Origin of the sequence: Streptomyces tropicalis (assembly GCF_029269835.1) — a bacterium.
GTDB lineage: Bacteria > Actinomycetota > Actinomycetes > Streptomycetales > Streptomycetaceae > Streptomyces > Streptomyces tropicalis.
The window spans coordinates 293,849-313,693 of record NZ_JARJBB010000006.1; the positions used below are offsets into that span (position 1 = coordinate 293,849).

Sequence of the window (19,845 nt, forward strand, 5' to 3'; positions counted from 1 at the left end):
ACCGGCTACGGCGTCACACGGCCGGAGCGACCTCGACCGGTATGCCGTTGAGGACCGCGTTGCCCGAGAGAGGGTCCAGGAGACTGCCGTCGAGCAGCTGGTTGACGTTGACGCCGGGGTTGCCGGCGGCGTGCGTCAGCCGGGTGCCGGGGCGGTCGTGACCCCACCCGTGCGGCAGGCTCACCACGCCCGGCCGCACGCCGTCGGTGACCTCCGCCGGGGCGGTCACCTCTCCCCCGGCACCCCTGACCCGCACCGCGGCGCCGTCCCGGACACCGAGACGGGCGGCGTCCTCGGGGTGGATGTGCAGGGTGCAGCGGTTCGAACCTCCCGTCAGGGCGGGCACGTTGTGCATCCAGCTGTTGTTGGACCGCAGATGGCGGCGGCCCACGAGGACGAGTCCGTCCGGGCGCACGTGCAGGGCCTCGCGCAGGCGCGGCAGATCGTCCGCGAGGGGCCGGGGCAGAAGCTCGACCTTCCCGCTGACCGTCCGCAGCGGCTGGGGCAGGCGGGGGCGCAGCGGCCCGAGGTCGATGCCGTGCGGGTGCGCGAGCAGGCGCTCCAGGTTCAGTCCGTCCGGCCGCGCGCCGAAGCCGTCGCCGTAGGGTCCCAGGCGCAGCATCATGTCCAGCCGGCGTTCGGGGCCGTCGGCACCGTGCAACCGGGCGGCGAGCTCGCGGGGATCGCGGCCGTGGACCGGGGAGTGCGGCGCGCGGACCGCCCGGCCGAGGGTCTGCTCGACGACGGCGGTGTCGACGGTCCCCGGGTCGGCGCCGTGCATGCCGGTCGCGACCAGGACCAGCCGGGCGAGGATCTCGGCCTCGGCCATCCGGCCCGGCTCCAGCGGGACGGCGGGGCGGGTGTAGCGGACCTGGTTGCGCACGGCGAGGGTGTTGAAGGCGAAGTCGTGGTGGGGGCTCTGCGCGGGCGGCGGCGGGGGGAGCACGACGTCGGCGTGGCGCGAGGTCTCGTTGAGGTACGGGTCGACGGAGACCATGAAGTCGAGGGATTCCAGGGCCTTGTCGAGCCGGTTGCCGTCGGGCGCGGACAGCACCGGGTTGGCCGCGACGACGACGAGGGCGCGGACCGGCTCGCCGTCCCCGGTCGCGGTGTCGATCTCCTCGGCGAGGGCGGAGAGCGGCAACTCCCCCTTGGCCTCGGGGTGTCCGCTCACGCGGGAGCGCCAGCGGCCGAGCGCGAAGCCGCGGCCGGGGCCGGCCGGACGGGGCGTGCGGTCGGTGGCGGCGAGCGGGAAGAGGGCGCCGCCGGGCCGGTCGAGGTTGCCGGTGAGCAGCATGAGCACGTCGACGAGCCAGCTCGCCAGGGTGCCGTGCGGGACGGTGCAGCTGCCGATGCGGCCGTAGACGGCGGCGGTCGGGGCGGCGGCGAGTTCGCGGGCGAGGGCGCGGGTCACGGCGGGCTCCACGTCGCAGGCCGCGGCCACCGCCTCGGGGGTGAAGTCGGCCAGGGCGGAACGGAGTTCGCCGAGTCCCTGGACGTGCGGCGCCAGGTCGCCGAGGTCGGCCAGGCCTTCCTCCAGGAGGACGTGGGCCAAGGCCGCGAGCAGCAGGGCGTCGGTGCCGGGGCGGATGGCGACGTGCCGGTCGGCGAGGCGGGCGGTGCGGGTGCGGCGGGGGTCGACCACGGTGAGGGTGCCGCCGCGGGCCCGGAGCGCCTTGAGCCGACCGGGGAAGTCGGGGGCGGTGCACAGACTCCCGTTGGACTCCAGGGGGTTGGCGCCGAGCACGAGGAGGTGGTCGGTGCGGTCGAGGTCGGGCACGGGGATCGCGTTGGCGTCGCCGTAGAGGAGCCCGCTGGAGACGTGCTTGGGCATCTGGTCGACCGTGGAGGCGGTGAAGAGGCTGCGGGTGCCGAGGGCGCCGAGCAGGACCGGCGGGTAGAGGGCGCCGGCCACGGTGTGCACGTTGGGGTTGCCGAGGACCACGCCGACGGCGTGCGGCCCGTGCCGCTCGACGACCGGCCGGAGGCCGGCGGCGACCGCGTCGAAGGCCTCCTCCCAGGTGGCCTCGCGCAGCGCGCCGTCGCGGCGGACGAGCGGGGCGCGCAGCCGGTCCGGGTCGCCGTCGACGGCGCCGAAGGAGGCGCCCTTGGGGCACACGAAGCCCTTGCTGAAGACGTCGTCGCGGTCACCGCGGGCCCCGGTGACCCGGGTGCCCTCGATGGTGAGCGTCAGCCCGCAGGTGGCCTCGCACAGGGGGCAGATTCGCAGGGCGGTGCGGGACACGGGTCCTCCCGGTGGGCGGCGACGGCGGCACACGGACGCAGCGAGCATACCGACCGGTACGCATGGAGGGGAGGCATCGACCGGAACCGGACGGGGGCCCTGCCGGGCCGGGCCCCGCGCGGCCGGCCGTCCCCGGCGGGCCGGTGCCGCGAGCCGAGGCCGCCGGCGCGCCGGCGGGTGCTAGTCGAGCACCCGTCCCAGATACGCCCGCAGCAGTGTGCGGGTCTCCTCGATGACCCCCTCGTCTCCCTCAGGATCGACGCGGAAGGCGAGCTGGACGAGGGTGTCGGCGGTCTCCACGGCGACCAGGAAGACGCGCCGCAGCTCCGCGTCGGGCTCCCGGTTCAGATGGCCGGAGAGGAGGTCGGCGAGGAGGTCGGCGACGCGGTGGTTGGGCTCGGCGTGCCGGGAGCCCAGGGGGATCTGGTTGCCGAAGTCGACGAGGGAGAACCCGGGCGCGGTCCGCTTCATGGCCAGGTACTCGTCGAGGACGGCGTCCATGGCCGCACGCCAGTCACCGCCGGATTCCGGCCCCGCGCCGGCCCCCGCGGCCGGCTCCGGGGACGGGACGGACGGGCCCGGGGCCGCGCCGGCCGCGGCAGCCGCCGTCCCGCCGCCGCCCAGCCGCTCGCGGACCCGCTCGGTGTAGCGCTCCAGGTTGCGCTGGGCGAGGGCGTCGACCATCGCGCGCTTGTTGCCGAAGAAGCGGTAGACCGACCCGATGGGCACCCCGGCCCGCACGGCGACGGACCGGGTGCTCAGCGCCTCGTAGCCGGCCTCGTCGAGGAGATCGGCGCAGGCGTCGAGGATCCGGGTCAGCCGTTCGGCGCTGCGCTGCTGCACAGGGGCGCGGCGGAGCGATGTCGCGTGGGGCACGCACCTCATGATGCCCCTCCCCCGTGGCCCGGTGAAGCGGGATCCTCCCGGTGGTCCGGCCGCGGGCCCCCGGTCGGCCGGTTCCCGCCGTCCGGCCGTACCGGCGGGCCGGGCCCCCTTGCGCCGGGGAAAGCGCAATCCTACGGTACTGCATAGGAATCAGGTGCCAGAGGGAGCGATCATGACCGGGGACGCACGCAAGACCGCCGAGGGGCTGAGCTACCTCTCCGGTTTCGGCAACGAGCACAGCTCGGAGGCGGTGCCGGGCGCACTGCCGGAAGGGCGCAACGCGCCGCAGCGCGCCCCGCTCGGGCTGTACGCCGAGCAGCTGAGCGGGACGGCGTTCACGGAGCCGCGCGCCCGGAACCGCCGCTCGTGGCTGTACCGCATCCGGCCCTCCGCCGCGCACCCGGCCTTCACCCGCGCCGGCAACGGCGCGCTGCGCACCGCGCCCTTCACACAGACCGTGCCCGACCCCAACCGCCTGCGCTGGAACCCGCTGCCCGAGCCCGAGGCGGGCACCGACTTCCTGTCCGGCCTGTGGACCCTCGGGGGCAACGGGGACGCCACCCAGCGCACCGGCATGGCCGTGCACCTGTACCAGGCCGACGTCTCGATGGAGCGCGTGTTCGGCAACGCCGACGGCGAGCTGCTGATCGTCCCCGAGCGCGGCGGGCTGCTGCTGCGCACGGAGTTCGGCATGCTGCACGCCGAACCGGGCGACGTGGCACTGATCCCGCGCGGGGTCCGCTTCCGGGTCGAGCTCCTGGACACCGCGAAGGACGGCCGGCGCACCCCGTCGGCCCGCGGCTACGTCTGCGAGAACTACGGCGCCCCCTTCGTCCTGCCCGACCTCGGCCCGATCGGCGCCAACGGCCTGGCCAACGCCCGTGACTTCCGGGCCCCGGTGGCCGCCTTCGAGGACGTCGAGGGGCCGGTGGAGGTGGTGAACAAGTTCTGCGGGAACCTGTGGACCGCGACCTACGACCACTCGCCGCTCGACGTGGTCGCCTGGCACGGCACCCACGTGCCCTACGTCTACGACCTGCGCCGCTTCAACGTCATCGGCTCGATCTCGTACGACCACCCGGACCCGTCGATCTTCACGGTGCTGACCTCCCCGTCCGACACCCCGGGTCTGGCCGGCGTCGACTTCGTCGTGTTCGCGCCGCGCTGGCTGGTGGGCGAGGACACCTTCCGGCCGCCGTACTTCCACCGGAACGTGATGAGCGAGTACATGGGCCTGATCGAGGGCGCCTACGACGCCAAGGCCGAGGGCTTCGTGCCGGGCGGCGGCTCGCTGCACAACATGATGTCGGCGCACGGCCCGGACCGGGAGACCTTCGACCGGGCGAGCGCCGCCGAGCTGCGGCCGCAACGGGTCGACGACGGGCTGGCGTTCATGTTCGAGACGCGGTGGCCGGTGACCCTCGCGCCCCAGGCGGCGCGCGCGGAGCACCTGCAGCAGCGCTACGACGACGTGTGGCAGGGCCTGGAACGGCACTTCGGCCCGTTGCGCTGAGCGTTTCCGACCGGTACGGATAGCCCGTGACCTCCTTCGCCCCGGATTCGATCGTCCTGAACCGCAAGCTGCCGCTGTGGTACCAGGTGTCGCAGTCGCTGCGCGCCTCCATCCTCGGCCGCTCCGCGCAGGACCCGCTGCGCCTGCCCACCGAGGAGCAGCTGGCGGGGCACTACGGCGTGAGCGTGCTGACCATGCGGCAGGCGCTCAAGGAGCTGGAGGACGAGGGGCTGATCACCCGGCACCGCCGCCGCGGCACCTTCATCGAGCCGGGGGTGCGCCGCGGCGCCCCGGTGCGGCTGCTGGGCTCGGTCGACGCGATCGTGGCCCAGCAGTCCGGGATGGCCACCGAACTGCTGGCCCACGGTCCGGCGCCGGTGCCCGGCGAACTCGCCGAGTACTTCCCGGACCTGGGCGAGGTGGCCGCGTACCACCGGCTGCGCAGCGACGAGAAGACCGGCGAGCCGACCAACCACGCCCGCAACTACGTCCGTCCGGAGCTGGCCCGGCGCATCGACCGCGACGACCTCGCACGGTGGCCGATGACGAAGGTGCTGCGGGACGTGGTGGGCGCGGACATCGGCCGCATCACGGACACGGTGGAAGCGCGGCTGGCCGACCCGGAGACCGCGCGGCTGCTCCAGGTCCCGCTGCTCAGCCCGATCCTCCACTACACGGGGGTCACGTACGACACCGGCGGGCGGGCCCTGGACGTGGCGGTCATCCACTACCGCGGGGACCGGTTCTCCTTCACGGTCACGCTCGATGCCACCTGACCCGGGCCCGGAGGACGCAGGGGGCGTCGTACGATGCCCGGCGTGACGACCGACGACGCTCCGCTCCTCGCGGACCTCATGCCGTGGTCCGTCGCACCGCCGCGGCTCGGCCGCGGATGGCCGGCGGCCCCCGACGCGGCCTGCCTGAAGACCCGTTGGGAGACCCTGCTGAAGGCCGAGGGGCCCGAGCGCCGCGCCCTGTTCGAGCCGAGCCGGGCGCGGACCGCGTCCACGGCCGTCGGGCAGCTGCCCGGCCGGGCCGCCGGCACCGGGCGGCTGATCCGCGCCTCGGGCCCCTGCCCGGAGCCCGTGCGCGTGCTGCGCGCCCCGTTCGACGAGCAGTGGCTGATCCCGGACCAGCGTCTGATCGACGCCGCGCGTCCCGAGCTGTGGCGGGTGTGGGACGACCGTCAGGTGTTCGCGGTGGAGATGCCCGCCGCGTCCGGCGGGGCGGGTCCGGCGCTGCTGGCGACCTCGCTGCTGCCCGTGCTGGGCCCGGGCCGGATCCGCCCGCTGTACCGGCGGCCGGGGGCCCGGGAGCCGAACCTGGCGCCCGGCCTCCTGGAGCACCTGGCCGCCCCGCTCGGCCACGTGCCCGCCCCGCAGGACGTGCTCGCCTGGATCCTGGCGGCGGTGCGCCCCGGTCCGCACGGACCCGCCGTCCCCCTGACCGCCGACCCGGAGCGGTGGGCCCGCGGGGTCGAGGCGGGCCGCCGGACGCTCTGGCTGCTGCGCCGCGACGGGGAGCGCCCCAAACTGCCGGGCGGGCGCCGCCCCTACGTCCGCGCTCCCCTGCCGGCCCGCCCCCTGACCCTGCGCTACGACCGGGACGAGGAGGCCCTCCTGGTCGACGAGGGCCGGATCGCCCCGGTGCCGCCCGCCGCCTGGGACTTCGAGGCCGGTCGGGTGCGGGTGCTGGAGCGGTGGTTCGCGGCCCGGACGGCACCAGCGCCGCCGGGCACCCTGGAGGCCGTGCGGCCGGCCGCCTGGACGCAGTCCTGGACCTCGGAGCTGCTGGAGCTGATCACGGTCCTGACCCTGCTCGCGGAGGCGCCCGGGCCGGATCGGGAGCCGGGGTCCACGGCCGTGACCGCCGCGGACCTGCGGGCGGCGGGTGTCCTGCCGGTCCCGGACGCGGCCCGCCGCCCCGCCCTGGTGCTCGACCACCGCGAGGAGGGACCGGAGGGCCAGCTCGCCCTGGTCTGACCGCCCGGCGGCGGCTCAGCCACGCGGCGCGAAGCCGTCCAGGACGCGGCCCGGCGCCCGCTCGAACACGGCCTCCAGGCCGATCGGCCCAGCGTCCTCGGCGAAGGCCGCCGGGCAGCTCGGCGCGGCGACCTTCGTCCTGCCGCTGCTGTCCAGCGCCTGCATCCCCACCGGCAACCTCGCGGGCCGGGCTGCGCACGCCGCCGGGTGGAACCCGATCAGCACGGTCACCACGGCCCTGCGCGACCTGTTCGGCAACGCCCCGGTACCGCAGGGCGCCGCCTGGCCGGTGGCGCACCCGGCCGCCGGTTCGCCGGCCTGGTCGGTGCTGCTGCTCGCGGTGTCCGTGCCGCCGGCCGTCCGCCGGTACGCGCGCGGCGAGGGGTGAGCGGCGGGCGGTGGCCCGCGCTCCGCTAGGGGTACGGCGGTCCGGGCGGCCGGTACGGGGGTCCGGCTGCTGACAGGACCGCCGTTCCCGGGACATGATCGCCCCCATGGACCGTCAGCCGCTGCCCCTGGAGGGCATCACCGTCGTCGCCGTCGAACAGGCCGTCTCGGCCCCCTTCGCGACCCGCCAGCTCGCCGACCTCGGCGCCCGGGTCGTCAAGGTCGAGCGGATCGACGGCGGCGACTTCGCGCGCGGGTACGACACCGCCGCCGCCGGCCTCGCCTCGCACTTCGTGTGGTGCAACCGCGGCAAGGAGTCGATCGCGCTGGACCTCAAGGACCCGCGCGGGCTCGCGGTGGTGCGGCGGCTGGTCGCGGACGCGGACGTGTTCGTGCAGAACCTCGCGCACGGCGCCGCGGCCCGGCTGGGGCTGGACGCGGCCACCCTGTGCGCCGCGCACCCGCGGCTGGTCGCCGTGGACATCTCCGGCTACGGCTCGTCCGGCCCGTACGCCGGGAAGCGGGCCTACGACATGCTCGTGCAGTGCGAGGCGGGCCTGGTCTCGGTGACCGGCACCCCCGGGCAGCCGGTGAAGGCGGGGATCCCCGCGGCGGACATCGCGGCGGCCATGTACGCCTTCTCGGGCGTCCTCGCGGCGCTGGTGCGACGCGGCACGACCGGGCGGGGCGGTCCGGTGGAGGTGTCGATGCTGGAGGCGCTCGCGGAGTGGATGGGGCATCCGCTGCACCACACGATGCACGGGGGCGCCTCCCCCGCGCGCACGGGGCTCGCGCACGCGGTCATCGCCCCGTACGACGCCTATGCGACGGCGGACGGCGGACGGGTGCTGCTGTCGGTGCAGAACGACCGGGAGTGGCGGCGGCTGGCCGAACAGGTGCTGGAGCAGGCGGAGGTGGCGACGGACCCGGCGTTCGCGACGAACGCGGCGCGCGTCGCGCACCGCGCGCGCACCGACGAACTGGTCGGCAAGGCGCTGGGGGCGCTGGACGCGGACGAGGCGCAGAGGCGTCTGGAGGCGGCGGGCATCGCCTGCGCACGTCTGCGGGACCTGCACGAGGTGGCGGACCATCCGCAGCTGGCGGCGCGGGACCGGTGGCGGGAGGTGGGGACGCCGGCCGGGTCACTGCGGGCGCTGCTGCCGCCGATCACCCTGCCGGGCGGGGCGGAGCCGGCCATGGGGGACGTGCCCGCGCTCGGCCGGCACACCGATGCGCTGCTGCGAGCCGTGGGGATGACGGACGAGGAGATCGCAGCACTGCGCAGGGACGGTGTGGCGGCCTGAGCGCGAGCCCCGGGGAAGGGCCCGGCGGCGGTCCGCCGGTGGGACGCCGACGGCCGTGTCGGGTCGGAGAGGGATCGGGCGGCCGGGGCCCTAGTGCCCGCCGAACAGCGAGCGGCGCAGCCGGCGCAGGGGCGCGAAGAGCGACACCCGGCGCACCCGTGCGCCCCGGCCCGTGCGGTCGTGCGGGGCACGCGCGGTCAGCTCGCGCATCAGCGAGGTGGCGTCGGCCGTCTCCCGCTGCGGCAGGGCGGGGCCCCCCAGCACCGCGAGATGACGGTCGAGCCGCGAGCTGGTCGCGCTGCTCCCGCAGGTGATCGCAGGGACCCTCGCCCTGCTGCGCACCGTTATCTGCTCCATGTCACTCCCCACCCGTACGAGTCCACCCGGCCCAGGCAGAGTAACCCTATCGCTCCGCAGGGGCACTCGTGCATACCGGTCACAGGATTCACCTACCCCGCAAGGGCGTTGACGATTACTCTCCGAATCCGACCGATTTCAAGGCGAGTTGAACAATTGGCTGTGTAGTGGGCCGAGCCGACCCCCCGTCCGGTTCGACGGTCACGGCCAGTGACGTCGCCGCGCGGGCGAGGCCGGCCGCGGCCAAGGGCGTGTCGCCGTCCAGGAGCCCGAGGGAGCGCGGTGGTGCGCCGGGGCGCATGAGCCACAGCTGGCGCACCCGGCCGCCGGGGGCGGGACCGTACCCGCTCAGGGTGACGACGGCGCGCCCCTCGGAGGCGGAAGCAATCACTCCGATACTGCCGCCTCCGCCGTCCCGCCCAGTGGCGGCGCGCGCGTCGGCGGCGCCCAGAACGTGGGCGATCTCACGCGACCGGTCCCGCTGGGCGTCCAGTTGCTGCTGGGTCTGCCGGGCCTGGACGGCGAAGAGGGCGGCCACGACGAGCGCCGCGGCGGCGGTCACGGTGGCGAAGGGCGCGAGCAGAGGGCGCGGGCGAGGCCCCCGGGCGCGGGCGGGCGGCGGCCGCATCCCCCAGACGTGCGGCGGGAGTTGCGGGGTGTGGCCACGGGCCGGGGAGGGCTCCTGCGGGGTGGTGCGCACGGCGGCCAGGACCCGCTCGCGCAGCGCGGCGGGCGGCGGGGCGGCCGTGGACCAGGCCAGGCGCACCGCGTCCTCGGACAGCGCCCGGACCGCGGCGGAGCAGGGCGCGCAGCCCTTCAGGTGCTTCTCGAAGCGGACCCGTTCGCCCGGTTCCAGGGCGTCCAGGGCGTAGGGGGCGGCCAGGGAGTGGAGGTCGTCGCGGCCGAACAGCCGGTCGAGCAGGCTCACGCGGCACCTCCCAGGCACTCGCGCAGCCGGGTCAGCCCGTCGCGCATCCGCGTCTTGACCGTGCCCAGCGGCAGCGAGAGCCGCTCGGCCACTTCACGGTACGTGTAGCCGTCGTAGTAGGCGAGGGTGAGGGACTGGCGCTGGAGTGCGGTGAGGCGGTGCAGGCACCGGCGCACCCACTGGCGCTCCAGCCCGGCCTCGACCTCCTCGGCCACGTGGTCGAAGGCCGGTCCCGCGGAGCGCAGGGCCTCGCGCTGCTCGCGCTCCCCGGCCGCTCGGGCGCTGCGCACCCGGTCGACGGCGCGCCGGTGGGCGAGCGTGAGGATCCAGGACAGGGCGCTGCCCCGGCCGGGGTCGAAGCGGGACGCCGACCGCCACAGTTCGAGCAGCACCTCCTGGGCCACCTCCTCCGACTGCGCCGGGTCGCGGACCACCCGCCGCACCAGCCCGAAGACGGGCCCGGACACCAGCCCGTACAGCTCCTCGAATGCCTTCTGGTCCCCGTCCGCGACGAGCACCAGAAGATCGTCCGCCTCCAACTCCCGCTCCCTCCCCCGTCCCGGCGGGCCGTCGGCGGCCCGCCCCGGGCGCACCCACGGCGGGCGCGCCCTCGGGGGGTGTTACGGATCGGCGGCCCGAAAACGCGGGTCGGGACGGGGGGAGAAAAAAATCCCCGCCCGACCAATCCGGCCGGACGGGGCCTCCGAATGCCCCGTCGACAGCACGTCGGCACGGAGGACGGACGGCATGACACCTATTTCCAGTCCCGCCCGGGGCGGTCGGGGACGCAGGGGCCTGGCCGGCCTGGTCTGCGCGGCGCTGGCCGCCGGAGGGCTCGCGGCCGCCGGGGCGGCCACGCTGGAACCGGGGGCGGCCCACGCCTCCAGCCACCGGGAGGCCCCCCTGATCTCGGGGACGCCGCAGTACGACAACACGGACGTGTACGCGTTCGTCAGCCCGGACAAGCCCGACACCACGACGCTCGTGGCGAACTGGATACCGTTCGAGGAGCCGGCCGGCGGGCCGAACTTCTACACCTTCGCGGACGACGCCCAGTACGACCTGCACGTCGACAACAACGGTGACGCGCAGAGCGAGCTGATCTTCCGGTACACCTTCAGCACGCACCGGAAGAACGGGAAGACCTTCCTCTACAACACGGGCCCGGTCACCAGCCTGGACGACCCCGACCTCAACATCACGCAGACGTACGACATCGACCTGATCCGGCTGCGCCACGACAAGCTCGTCTCGAAGACACGCCTCGCGGACGACGTGCCGGTGGCCCCGTCGAACGTCGGCAGGGCGTCGATGCCGGACTACGGCAGACTGCGGTCGCAGGCCGTGTACCGGGCGCCGGGCGGCGCGACGACGTTCGCCGGCCAGGCCGACGACCCCTTCTTCCTCGACCTGCGCGTCTTCGACCTGCTGTACGGCGGGAACCTCTCCGAGGTCGGCCGCGACACCCTCAAGGGCTACAACGTCAACTCGATCGCCCTGCAGGTGCCGAACGAGCTGATCCGCGAGTCGGCGGACCAGCCGGTCGTCGGCATCTGGTCGACCACCCAGCGCAGGAACGCCCGCGGCGGCTGGTCGCAGGTGTCGCGCCTGGGCAGCCCACTGGTCAACGAGGTGGTCAACCCGCAGCGGGACAAGGACCGGTTCAACGCCTCCTCGCCCTACGGCGACGCGCAGTTCCTGACCAACGTCACCCACCCCGAACTGCCCCGGCTGGTCGAGCAGATCTACAAGATCAAGGCACCGGCCGAACCGCGCAACGACCTGGTCGACGTGTTCCTGAAGGGCGTGAAGGGCCTCAACCAGCCGCCGCACGTGCGGCCGTCGGAGGAACTGCGCCTGAACACCTCCGTGAAGCCGAGCGCGCACCCCAAGCGGCTCGGCGTCCTCGACGGCGACAACGCGGGCTTCCCCAACGGCCGCCGGCTCGGCGACGACGTGGTCGACGCGGCCCTGCAGGTGATGGAGGGCGAGCTGGTCGGTGCCAAGAACGACCTGGGGGACGCGGTCGACGCGAACGATCGGACCTTCGAGAAGAGCTTCCCGTACGTGGCCCAGCCGACGTCCGGCTCGCGCGGTCCCCTCGCCAAGGGCACGGACGGCGCCGACGTGCGCAGCCGGCTGGACGACGCGCTGGAGCCGGGCGGCTCCCCCGGCTCGAGCGACACCGTCCTGATCGCCGCCTCGGCGGCCTCGGGCGCGGCCGCGATCCTGCTGGCCGGCTCCGGGCTGGCCTGGTGGCGGCGCCGGATGCGGCGCCCCTACTGACCGCCCCTCCCATGAACCGGCGCGGCCCGCGTGCACCCGTCCCCCACGGCGCGGGCCGCGCCGCCCCACCGGACGCCCGGCACCGGGCGTCCCGCACACCGCACCACTCAGGCGACGGAGGAGAGCGCATGCCCCCGCGGAGCAACGACAGCGAGCCGGACGACCCCCACGATCGCCCGGCCCCCGACCCCACCCCGGCACCGGTCCCACCCGGCCCCGCCCCGGCACCGCTGACCCCGGCGACCGGGCCGGAGGCCGTCGGAGCGGCGGACCGCGGGGGCCCGGACGAGAGGGTGGCCGCGCTGCGGCGGGTCGTCCGGGCCGGGCGGCGGTGGCGTGGGCTGCGCCGCAGCGGTCAGGCACTGCTGCTGGCCGTGGCGCTCACCGGCGGGGCCGTCGCCCTGGGGGCGGCCCGCGACGGCGGGGCGGCCGCCGCGGCGTCCCCGGCCGGCGCCGTGACCCCGGACCTGCTCGCGGGCGGCAGCCTCGACGCGGGCGTCGCCTCGCTCCAGGCGCACCTGCGCGCCCAGCCCCGGGACCACGACGCCTGGGCCGTGCTCGGGCTCGCCTACGTCGAGCAGGCGCGGACCAAGGGCGACCCGGCCCGCTACCCGCAGGCCCAGAAGGCGCTGGCGCGGGCGGAGGCGCTGGCCCCCGGCGACGACCGCGCGCTCGCCGGACGGGCCGCGCTCGCCGCCGCCCGGCACGACTTCGCCGGCGCCCTCGCCCTGGCCGACCGCGCGCTGCGGCGGAACCCCTACAGCGAGCGCGCCCTGTGCTCCCGCGTCGACGCCCTGGTGGAACTCGGCCGCTACGACGAGGCGTCGAAGGCCGCCGACACCGCCGACGCGCGGCACCCGGGGATCCCGGTCTTCACCCGGTACGCCTACGTCCACGAGCTGCGCGGCGACGTCGCCACCGCGCGCCGCGTCCTGGAGCAGGCGCTCGGCACCGCCTCCTCCCGCGGCGACGTCGCCTACGTCGCCACCCAGCTCGGCCAACTCGCCTGGAACCAGGGCGACTACCGCACCGCGCTCACGCAGTACGCACGGGCGCTGGCCGCCGACGACACGTATCTGCCCGCGCTGGAGGGACGGGCCCGCGCGCAGGCCGCGAGCGGCGACCGCGCGGCCGCCCTGCGCGGGATGCGGGACGTCGTGGCGCGCTCCCCGCTGCCCGGCCCGCTCGTCGAGCTCGGCGAACTGTACGAGGCCCGGGGTGCCGCCGGGGACCGGGCCAGGGCCCGCGACCAGTACGCGCTCGTCGACGCCTGGACCTCCCTCGCCCGCGCCAACGGCGTCGACGCCGACCTGGACACCGCGCTCGCCGCCGCCGACCACGGCGACTCCGCGGCGGCGCTGCGCGCGGCCCGCGCCGAGTGGGCCCGCCGCGAGACGGTGCACACCGCGGACGCCCTCGCCTGGGCCCTGCACGCCGAGGGCCGCGACCGCGAGGCCCTTCCGTACGCCCGCCGGGCGACGGCCACCGGATACCGCAGCGCCGTCCTGCTCTACCACCGCGGAATGATCGAGCGCGCCGCCGGCCGGACCGGGCCCGCCCGCACGCACCTCGCCGCCGCCCTCGACCTGAACCCCGGCTTCTCCCCGCTCGGCGCCCGCGCGGCCCGTACCGCCCTGAAGTCCCTGGAGGCGTCCCGGTGAGGCCGGGCATCCCGGCGCGAGCCGCCGTCCGCCGACCGCTCGCCCGGGCCGCCGCCGTCCTCGCCGCGGCGGCCGCGCTCGCCCTGGTCCCGGCGGGCACCGCGGCGGCGCACCCGCTCGGCAACTTCACCGTCAACCACTACGACGGGCTCGTCGCCGCGCCCGGCCTGCTGCGTGTCGACCACGTCGAGGACCTCGCCGAGATCCCGGCGACCCAGGCCCGGCCCGGGATCGACCGGCTGGGCCTGACGGCGTGGGCCCGGCAGCGGTGCGCGGACGCGGCCCGCGGCAGCCGGGTCGCCGTCGACGGACGGCACGTCCCGCTCACGGCCGCCCGCAGCCGGGCCCGGCTGCGTCCCGGGCAGGCGGGCCTGAACACCCTGCGGGTGGAGTGCCGGTTCACGGCCCCGCTGCCCGCGGGGCGGCCGGCCGCCGTCGTCTTCCACGGGGAGGGGAACGCCGACGGGCCCGGCTGGCGGGAGATCACCGCGCGCGGCGACCGGACGACCCTGACCGCGTCCGACGTGCCCGCGGTGTCGTCCTCGCACGAACTCACCCGCTACCCCGCCGGGTTGCTGTCCTCCCCGGCCGCCACCTCGACCGCGTCCCTGCGGGTGCGGCCCGGCGGCCCCGCCCTCGCCGGCGGCGCGGCCCCCGCGCCCGGGGCGGCTGTCCTCCCGCGCGGCGCCGACCGCTGGACCCGCGCCCTGGACGACCTGGTCGCGCGGCACGACCTCACCCCCGGCTTCGCCGCCCTCGCACTGGCCGTCGCGGTCGGTCTCGGTGCGCTGCACGCGCTCGCCCCGGGGCACGGCAAGACCGTCATGGCGGCGTCGGCGGCCGCGCGCGGCGGGCGGGCCCGGATGCGGGACGTCCTGCCGCTGGCCGCGTCGGTGACCGTCACGCACACGCTGGGCGTGGTGGCACTCGGCCTGCTGGTGACGGCGGGATCCGCGGCGGCCCCCTCGGTGATCGCCTGGCTGGGCATCGCCGGCGGGGTCCTGGTCACCGCGATGGGCGTCCGGCTGGTCCGCCGCGCCTGGCGCCACCGCACCCCCCACCCGCACCGACCGGACCAGGCGCACGCGCACGGACCGGAACACGCTCGTCACCACGAACACGACCACGGTCACGGCTCCGAGCACCCGCACGAGCACAGCCACGACGACGGCCACGACCACCCGCACGAGCACAGCCACAGCCACGACCACCCGCACCCCGGCGTCGTCCACACCCACGGCGGTCGCACCCACACCCACGCCGTCGCGCCGACCCTCCGCGGCACCCTGCTCCTCGGCTTCGCCGGGGGGCTCGTGCCCAGCCCGTCCGCGGTGGTGGTGCTGGTGGGCGCCGCCGCGCTGGGCAAGGCCTGGTTGGGGCTGCTGCTCGTGGTCGCCTACGGCGCCGGACTCGCCCTCACCCTGACCGCCGCCGGGTTCGCCGTGGTGCGGCTCGGCACGACCACGGCCCGGGCGCTGGACCGCCGTCCGCGATGGACCGCGGGCCCGCTGCCCGCGCTGGTGCGGCGGACGGCACCGCTGGGTTCCGCCTGCGTCGTCCTGGCCCTCGGCGCCGGACTGGTGCTCAGGGGGGCGGCAACGGCACTGGGCTGAGCTACTTTTGGGGAGAAACCAGGCGCGTCGGGTGGAGTCGAGTCCGAGTCCGGATGCGAAGGGGGCGCCGGTGTCCAAGGAACCGGGTCGTGAACGGGTGATCGCCGGCCGCTACCGTCTGGTGGCCCCGCTCGGCGAGGGCGGCATGGGGACGGTGTGGCGGGCCCGCGACGAGGTGCTGCACCGCGAGGTCGCGGTCAAGGAGGTGCGCGCGCCCGCCGGGCTGCCCGCGTCCGACGTGGAGCGGATGTACGCGCGGCTGGAGCGGGAGGCCTGGGCCGCGGCCCGCGTCGCCCACCGCAACGTGGTGACGGTGTACGACGTGGCCACCGAGGACGGCCGGCCGTGGATCGTGATGGAGCTGGTGCGGGGCCTGTCGCTGGCCGACGTCCTGGAGGCCGAGGGCCCGCTCGCCCCGCAGCGCGCGGCACGGATCGGCGCCGAGGTGCTGTCGGCACTGCGCGCCGCGCACGCCGCCGGGGTGCTGCACCGGGACGTGAAGCCGGCGAACGTGCTGCTGTCGAACGACGGCCGGGTGGTCCTCACCGACTTCGGCATCGCGACCGTCGAGGGCAGCTCGGCGCTCACCATGACGGGCGAGGTCGTCGGCTCCCCGGAGTTCCTGGCCCCGGAGCGCGCCCTGGGCCGCACCCCGGGCCCGGAGTCGGACCTGTGGTCGCTCGGGGTGCTGCTGTACGCGGCCGTCGAGGGCGGCTCGCCCTTCCGGCAGGACACGCCGCTCGGCACCCTGCGCGCCGTGGTCGACGAGGAGTTCCCGCGGCCGCGCCGGGCCGGCCCGCTGGCCCCGGTGGTGGCGGGGCTGCTGCGCAAGGACCCGGCCGCACGGCTCGCGGCCGCACGGGCGGAACAGGAGCTGCATCTCGTCGCGGCGGGCGGCACGCCCCGCGCGGACGGCGCCGCGGCGGGCCGGTACGCGCCCACGGCCCCCGCCCGGACCCGGCAGCCGGAGCCGGAGGCTCCGTTCGCGCCCGCCGGCCCGGGCACCGTGTACGGCACGGCGGGGGAACCGCGGGGGCCGGCGCGGCCCGGCCGCCGCGCGGCGCTCGTGCTGGCCGCCGGGGTGGCCGCGCTGGCACTGGCGGTGGCCGGGCTGGCGTACGCGCTGCTGCACCGCGACGGCGGTGGGACGGGCGGGGGCACGGCGTCCGGCGGCGGTCCCGCGGTCTCCGCCCCGGCGCCGGGGCCGAGCGGCAACCGCACGGTGAGCGGGGGCGGTTCGGGGTCCTCGCCGGGCGGCACGGGGCACGCGCCGCCGGCGCAGACCGTGCGGGTCGCGCTGACGGGCACGCACACGGCGTACGCGGGGGCGTGCCCGCCGCCGCAGGCGCAGGCGCCCGCCTTCACCGCCCTGTTCACGGTGGGGCGGCTGCCCGCGCGGGTGACCTACCGGTGGGTGCTGGACGGTGCCGAGGTGCCCGGCCACGGGTGGCGGACGCTGTCGTTCCCGGCGGGCGGGGGGACGTCCCGGCAGGAGACGGTGGCGCTCACCTCGTACGCGGAGGGCGGCACGTTCAGGGACACGATCCGGGTGGAGGTGCGGGAGCCGGTGCGCACCGCCTCGGAGTCGGTGCCGTTCACGGTGGTGTGCGGGACGGAGACCCCGACGGGCGGGGTCTCCTCCTCGCCGAGCGGTTCGGCCACCCCCTGAGAGGTCAGGCCGTGCCGTTCAGGACCGGAAGGTAGCCACCGGACTGGCCGGCCGCGGTCGGGTGGTACGACTCGGTGATGTTGGTCCAGTTGACGCTGTGCAGCCAGGAGCTGCCGGAGCAGATCTCGTGGCCGGAGAACGTGGTGCGGACCTCGCCGTAGGCGAAGCCGTGGTTCGCGGCGACCTTGGCGATCGCGGCGTCGATGTAGTCGGCCGCGCCGTTGATGGCGCTGCGCTTGGTCTCGGAGAGGCCGAGGCAGGTCTGTCCGAGCATGTAGAAGCGGGGGTAGCCGAGGACGACGACCCGGGCGGAGGGTGCCTTGGAGCGGATCGCCGAGTAGACGTTGTCGAGCTTGCCGGGGAGCGTCGAGTCGACGTACGCCTTCGCGGTGTTGATCCGGGAGATGCAGCTGCTGTCGGACTGCAGCACACAGGTCGTCATGACGTCGGAGAAGCCGGCGTCGTTGCCGCCGATGGTGATGGAGACGAGGCCGGTGGAGGAGCCGAGGGGGCCGAGCTGGTTGGCGAGGACGTCGTCGGTGGTGGCACCCGAGCAGGCGGTGAAGGAGAAGGACGACGGGGCGTGGGCGGCGTTCCAGAGGTACGGGTACGCGTTCGTGCTGCGGTCGCAGGAGCCGCTGGAGCCGATGTAGCTGCCGGCGCCGACGCCCGAGGCGTAGGAGTCGCCGAGGGCCACGTAGCCGCCGGAGGCCGACTGCGAGGCCTGTGCCGAGGCCGCCCCGGTGAGGGCGAGGCCGGAGGCGAGGAGGAGGGAACTGACGTATGCGGTAAGTCGGGAACGTCTCATGGAACCTCCCTTTAGCAGGATCTCTGCCACAACTGTGGTAGCAGCTACGCGTGTTGACAGGAAGTGTCCATGCCAAAACTTTCCAGCTCTCAACAGAACCGGCCCGAGAGATTCACCGTCCATGGGGTGGCGTAGCGCGCACATGCCGTGACGAGACGTCAGGCATTTCACCCGAACGAGTTACTCCGCTGGGCACTCACCGCTCCGGCCTCCGGCATCGCGCCGCCGGCCCCCGCGGCGAGCCGGGTACGGAGCCCCACCGCGGGCAGGTGCGTCTTGACGGCCCCCACGGCGCTGCGCGACATTGAAGCCCGGCATCCGGCGCTTCGGGGGGCAAAGTCGCCCATGCAGACCATACGTATCAAGACCGATTCAGCGGCCGGCAGTCGGCGCGCGCGGCCAGGGCCGGGGAGGGACCTGGCGCCGCTGCTCACCGGCGCCGCGACCGCCGCCGCGGGGGCCGGCGCACTGCTCGCACTCACCGGCTCGGCGTCCGTCCTGCGCGGCCCGCTCGCTCTGTTCTTCCTGCTCGCGACGCCGGCCGCGGCCGTCGGGGCGGCCCTGCGCGGACTGGATCCCTTCGGCCGCCTCCTCGCCTCGCTGGCCGGGGCGGTCGTCCTGGACATGCTGGTGGCCCAGGGGATGCTGGCGGTGCACCGGTGGTCCGTGCGCGGCGGGATCGTCGCGGTCGCCGCGCTCAGCCTCGTCGTCCTGCTGCCGGCCCTGCTCCGGCGGCCGCACGGCCGAGCGGCGGGAAGACAGGGCGCCTGACGTGGACATCAGCGTGTACCGCCCCGGCGAGCTGACGGCCGCCGACCGGGCGGCCTGGACGGCGCTGCAGTCCAAGGCCCATCTGCACGGCGCCCCGCAGCTCGCCAACCCCTTCCTGTCCCCGGAGTTCGCGCTGGCCGTGGGCCGGTGCAGACGCGGGGTGCGGATCGCGGTGGTGCGCGAGGACGGGGAGCCGGCGGCGTTCTTCCCGTTCCAGCGGTCCGCGGCCGGTGTGGGCCGCGCAGTCGGCCTCGGCGTCTCCGACTGCCAGGGCCTGGTGCACCGGCCGGGCTTCACCTGGGACGCCCGTGAACTGCTGCGCGCCTGCGGGCTCGCGGTCTGGGAGTTCGACCACCTGGTGCAGGGCCAGGAGCCGTTCGGGTCGGGCGCCACCGGCACCTTCGCCTCCCCCGTCATGGACGTCGACCAGGGCTGGGACGCCTATCTGCGCGAGTTGCGCGCCCGGTCGCCGAAGTTCACCCGGACCACACTGGCCAAGGAGCGCCGGCTGGGCCGGGACTCGGAGGGCGTGACCTACGTCCACGACGAGCGGGACCCGGCCGTACTGCGCACGCTGACGGCCTGGAAGTCCGCGCAGTACCGCCGGACCGGGCGCAGCGACCGCTTCGCCCACGCCTGGATCACCCGCCTGGTCACCCGGCTGTTCCACACCCGCTCCGACCCCTTCGCGGGGATCCTGTCGGTGCTGTACGCGGACGGCCGGCCAGTCGCCGCTCACTTCGGGCTGCGCACCGAGCGGGTGCTCGCGTGCTGGTTCCCGGCGTACGACCCGGCGTACGCCAGGTACTCCCCCGGGCTGATCCTGCACCTGCGGATGGCCGAGGCGGCGGCCGCCGACGGCATCGCCCATCTCGATCTCGGTCGGGGCCGCAAGGAGTACAAGGACTCCCTGAAGACACGGGACATCCACGTGTCCGAGGGGTGGGTGACCCGACGTCACCCGATCGCGGTCGGACACCGGGCGCGGCGCGCCCCGGTCCGGGCGCTGCGCAATGTGGTGCTGTCACGGCCGGAGCTGTTCGAACCGGCGGACAGAGTGCTGAGACGGATGGGAGAGATCCGTTCGAAGAACTGAGCCGTATCCGGCCACATCTGCGTAACGGGCAAAACAACAAAAACGCGAGGATTCGGCTCAGGTCTTGCCATACAGGCTCAATCATCAATACCGTCATACATCTCACCCGCATCGGTCCGTCACCGCGGCTCAGGGGAGGGCTCAAGGACCGCGACGTACCGGCGCGGGGCGCGGTAGGGGGGTGCCGTGCCCGGTGGCCACTGGGGTGACCGGGCCGTGCCGCGCGACCGGCTGCCGTTTTCCCGGCGGTCCGGCCAGCTTTGCCAGCTCGTCCGGGCAGCGTGGAGATCCGTTCCGCCGCGCTCCGGGCGAGAACCCCCCTTTCGAACCGGACATCACA

16 protein-coding genes and 2 pseudogenes are annotated in these 19,845 nt (G+C 75.6%); 11 read left to right on the forward strand and 7 right to left on the reverse strand.

What is annotated here, in order from left to right:
• Positions 1-13: 13 nt before the first annotated feature.
• Positions 14-2,245: a molybdopterin oxidoreductase family protein gene (locus P3H78_RS15180; RefSeq protein ID WP_276109496.1), complete on the reverse strand. Its 2,232-nt coding sequence runs from the start codon at positions 2,243-2,245 to the stop codon at positions 14-16.
• A 180-nt stretch (positions 2,246-2,425) separates the two neighbouring features.
• Positions 2,426-3,130, reverse strand: a complete 705-nt coding sequence (locus P3H78_RS15185) for a TetR/AcrR family transcriptional regulator (protein ID WP_276109497.1) — start codon at positions 3,128-3,130, stop codon at positions 2,426-2,428.
• Positions 3,131-3,302: 172 nt separating this feature from the next.
• On the opposite strand from P3H78_RS15185, the gene hmgA reads away from it, so the two are divergent.
• The 3 genes from hmgA to P3H78_RS15200 are packed head-to-tail and all read left to right on the forward strand — an operon-like array spanning position 3,303 to position 6,625.
• Positions 3,303-4,643 carry a homogentisate 1,2-dioxygenase gene (gene hmgA, locus P3H78_RS15190; RefSeq protein ID WP_276109498.1) on the forward strand — a complete coding sequence of 447 codons (1,341 nt, stop codon included), beginning with the start codon at positions 3,303-3,305 and terminating at the stop codon, positions 4,641-4,643.
• 26 nt (positions 4,644-4,669) lie between these two features.
• Positions 4,670-5,419, forward strand: coding sequence for a GntR family transcriptional regulator (locus P3H78_RS15195; RefSeq protein WP_276109499.1), 750 nt, complete (start codon positions 4,670-4,672; stop codon positions 5,417-5,419).
• Between the two features lie 33 nt (positions 5,420-5,452).
• Positions 5,453-6,625, forward strand: coding sequence for a type ISP restriction/modification enzyme (locus tag P3H78_RS15200; RefSeq protein ID WP_276109500.1), 1,173 nt, complete (start codon positions 5,453-5,455; stop codon positions 6,623-6,625).
• Between the two features lie 15 nt (positions 6,626-6,640).
• Here P3H78_RS15200 and P3H78_RS15205 read toward each other — a convergent pair.
• Positions 6,641-6,739: pseudogene (locus tag P3H78_RS15205) on the reverse strand (TetR/AcrR family transcriptional regulator); the annotation flags it as partial.
• On the opposite strand from P3H78_RS15205, the pseudogene P3H78_RS15210 reads away from it, so the two are divergent.
• Positions 6,723-7,013, forward strand: a pseudogene (locus tag P3H78_RS15210) (ABC transporter permease); the annotation flags it as partial. The pseudogenes P3H78_RS15205 and P3H78_RS15210 sit on opposite strands and share 17 nt — an antisense overlap.
• Positions 7,014-7,119: 106 nt before the next feature.
• Positions 7,120-8,316, forward strand: coding sequence for a CaiB/BaiF CoA transferase family protein (locus tag P3H78_RS15215; protein WP_276109501.1), 1,197 nt, complete (start codon positions 7,120-7,122; stop codon positions 8,314-8,316).
• 90 nt (positions 8,317-8,406) lie between these two features.
• Here the strand turns inward: P3H78_RS15215 and P3H78_RS15220 are convergent, their stop codons facing one another.
• The 3 genes from P3H78_RS15220 to P3H78_RS15230 form a co-directional block, all read right to left on the reverse strand.
• The gene (locus P3H78_RS15220) at positions 8,407-8,673 is read right to left on the reverse strand and encodes a hypothetical protein (RefSeq protein ID WP_276109502.1); all 267 of its coding nucleotides are present in this window, start codon (positions 8,671-8,673) and stop codon (positions 8,407-8,409) included.
• A gap of 115 nt (positions 8,674-8,788) precedes the next feature.
• Positions 8,789-9,601, reverse strand: a complete 813-nt coding sequence (locus P3H78_RS15225; protein WP_276109503.1) for an anti-sigma factor — start codon at positions 9,599-9,601, stop codon at positions 8,789-8,791.
• Positions 9,598-10,140, reverse strand: a complete 543-nt coding sequence (locus tag P3H78_RS15230; protein ID WP_276109504.1) for a sigma-70 family RNA polymerase sigma factor — start codon at positions 10,138-10,140, stop codon at positions 9,598-9,600. Before P3H78_RS15230 ends, P3H78_RS15225 begins: the two co-directional genes overlap by 4 nt.
• Before the next feature lie 208 nt (positions 10,141-10,348).
• Between P3H78_RS15230 and P3H78_RS15235 the strand changes: the two genes are divergently transcribed.
• The 4 genes from P3H78_RS15235 to P3H78_RS15250 all read left to right on the forward strand — a co-directional run bounded on the left by P3H78_RS15235 (position 10,349) and on the right by P3H78_RS15250 (position 16,830).
• Positions 10,349-11,887: a DUF4331 domain-containing protein gene (locus P3H78_RS15235; protein WP_276109505.1), complete on the forward strand. Its 1,539-nt coding sequence runs from the start codon at positions 10,349-10,351 to the stop codon at positions 11,885-11,887.
• Between the two features lie 128 nt (positions 11,888-12,015).
• A complete protein-coding gene (locus tag P3H78_RS15240) occupies positions 12,016-13,548 on the forward strand; it encodes a tetratricopeptide repeat protein (protein ID WP_276109506.1) in 1,533 nt (510 codons plus the stop codon).
• The gene (locus P3H78_RS15245; protein ID WP_276109507.1) at positions 13,545-15,161 is read left to right on the forward strand and encodes a HoxN/HupN/NixA family nickel/cobalt transporter; all 1,617 of its coding nucleotides are present in this window, start codon (positions 13,545-13,547) and stop codon (positions 15,159-15,161) included. The genes P3H78_RS15240 and P3H78_RS15245 overlap by 4 nt, the downstream gene beginning before the upstream one ends.
• Positions 15,162-15,231: 70 nt before the next feature.
• Complete coding sequence (locus P3H78_RS15250; protein WP_276109508.1) at positions 15,232-16,830, forward strand: serine/threonine-protein kinase; 1,599 nt, start codon at positions 15,232-15,234, stop codon at positions 16,828-16,830.
• A 4-nt stretch (positions 16,831-16,834) separates the two neighbouring features.
• Here the strand turns inward: P3H78_RS15250 and P3H78_RS15255 are convergent, their stop codons facing one another.
• Positions 16,835-17,638, reverse strand: a complete 804-nt coding sequence (locus tag P3H78_RS15255; protein ID WP_276109509.1) for an SGNH/GDSL hydrolase family protein — start codon at positions 17,636-17,638, stop codon at positions 16,835-16,837.
• A gap of 345 nt (positions 17,639-17,983) precedes the next feature.
• On the opposite strand from P3H78_RS15255, the gene P3H78_RS15260 reads away from it, so the two are divergent.
• Both P3H78_RS15260 and P3H78_RS15265 read left to right on the forward strand, forming a co-directional pair.
• Positions 17,984-18,409 (forward strand): hypothetical protein, encoded by a 426-nt coding sequence (locus tag P3H78_RS15260; RefSeq protein WP_276109510.1) that lies wholly within the window; start codon positions 17,984-17,986, stop codon positions 18,407-18,409.
• 1 nt (position 18,410) lies between these two features.
• Positions 18,411-19,505, forward strand: coding sequence for a GNAT family N-acetyltransferase (locus P3H78_RS15265; RefSeq protein WP_276109511.1), 1,095 nt, complete (start codon positions 18,411-18,413; stop codon positions 19,503-19,505).
• Positions 19,506-19,845: the final 340 nt, after the last annotated feature.